Genomic DNA, 1,829 nt, shown 5'->3' on the forward strand with positions numbered 1-1,829 from the left:
ACCGGTTGATATTCCGGTACCCGCTGTGAAGCGTCAAACATCGAGCATCGTGATGCTAAGGCCGTGAAGCCGCCTCTGATCTCTTCGGAGTGAGGGGGAGTGGTGGAGCCGCTGAACCAAGCGGTTAGTAGGTGAGTGATGGGGTGACGCAGGAAGGTAGTCCATCCCGGGCGGTGGTTGTCCCGGGGTAAGGGTGTAGGACGTCAGGTAGGTAAATCCGCCTGGCATGTGTCTGAGACCTGATGCCGAGCCGATTGTGGTGAAGTGGATGATCCTATGCTGTCGAGAAAAGCCTCTAGCGAGTTTCATGGCGGCCCGTACCCTAAACCGACTCAGGTGGTCAGGTAGAGAATACCGAGGCGTTCGGGTGAACTATGGTTAAGGAACTCGGCAAAATGCCCCCGTAACTTCGGGAGAAGGGGGGCCACGCTCGGTGATCCGTTTTACACGGTGAGCTGGGGGTGGCCGCAGAGACCAGCGAGAAGCGACTGTTTACTAAAAACACAGGTCCGTGCGAAGCCGTAAGGCGATGTATACGGACTGACGCCTGCCCGGTGCTGGAACGTTAAGGGGACCGGTTAGCTCCATTTCGGTGGGGCGAAGCTGAGAACTTAAGCGCCAGTAAACGGCGGTGGTAACTATAACCATCCTAAGGTAGCGAAATTCCTTGTCGGGTAAGTTCCGACCTGCACGAATGGCGTAACGACTTCTCGACTGTCTCAACCATAGGCCCGGTGAAATTGCACTACGAGTAAAGATGCTCGTTTCGCGCAGCAGGACGGAAAGACCCCGGGACCTTTACTACAGTTTGATATTGGTGTTCGGTTCGGCTTGTGTAGGATAGCTGGGAGACTTTGAAGCGGCCACGCCAGTGGTTGTGGAGTCGTCGTTGAAATACCAGTCTGGTCGTGCTGGATGTCTAACCTGGGTCCGTGATCCGGATCAGGGACAGTGTCTGATGGGTAGTTTAACTGGGGCGGTTGCCTCCTAAAGAGTAACGGAGGCGCCCAAAGGTTCCCTCAGCCTGGTTGGCAATCAGGTGTTGAGTGTAAGTGCACAAGGGAGCTTGACTGTGAGACCGACGGGTCGAGCAGGGACGAAAGTCGGGACTAGTGATCCGGCGGTGGCTTGTGGAAGCGCCGTCGCTCAACGGATAAAAGGTACCCCGGGGATAACAGGCTGATCTTCCCCAAGAGTCCATATCGACGGGATGGTTTGGCACCTCGATGTCGGCTCGTCGCATCCTGGGGCTGGAGTCGGTCCCAAGGGTTGGGCTGTTCGCCCATTAAAGCGGTACGCGAGCTGGGTTTAGAACGTCGTGAGACAGTTCGGTCCCTATCCGCTGTGCGCGTAGGAGTCTTGAGAAGGGCTGTCCCTAGTACGAGAGGACCGGGACGGACGAACCTCTGGTGTGCCAGTTGTTCTGCCAAGGGCATGGCTGGTTGGCTACGTTCGGGAGGGATAACCGCTGAAAGCATCTAAGCGGGAAGCCTGCTTCGAGATGAGGACTCCCACCCACTTGATGGGGTAAGGCTCCCAGTAGACGACTGGGTTGATAGGCCGGATCTGGAAGCACGGTAACGTGTGGAGGTGACCGGTACTAATAGGCCGAGGGCTTGTCCTCAGTTGCTCGCGTCCACTGTGTTGGTTCTGAAACCACGAACAACCGTCGTAGCCGTGTGTTGCGGCTCCGGTTGATTGTTTCATAGTGTTTCGGTGGTCATAGCGTGAGGGAAACGCCCGGTTACATTCCGAACCCGGAAGCTAAGCCTCACAGCGCCGATGGTACTGCAGGGGGGACCCTGTGGGAGAGTAGGACGCCGCCGAAC

The 1,829-nt window shown here is 56.9% G+C and carries 2 rRNA genes (1 of these 2 cut by a window edge); both read left to right on the forward strand.

Going from position 1 to position 1,829, the window contains the following annotated elements:
• Positions 1–1,624, forward strand: a 23S ribosomal RNA gene (locus ACIOWN_RS34420) (it extends 1,596 nt beyond the left edge of the window).
• A gap of 88 nt (positions 1,625–1,712) precedes the next feature.
• Positions 1,713–1,829 (forward strand): 5S ribosomal RNA (gene rrf, locus ACIOWN_RS34425).

The sequence above is a fragment of the Streptomyces sp. NPDC087787 genome (assembly GCF_044743035.1).
Lineage (GTDB): Bacteria > Actinomycetota > Actinomycetes > Streptomycetales > Streptomycetaceae > Streptomyces.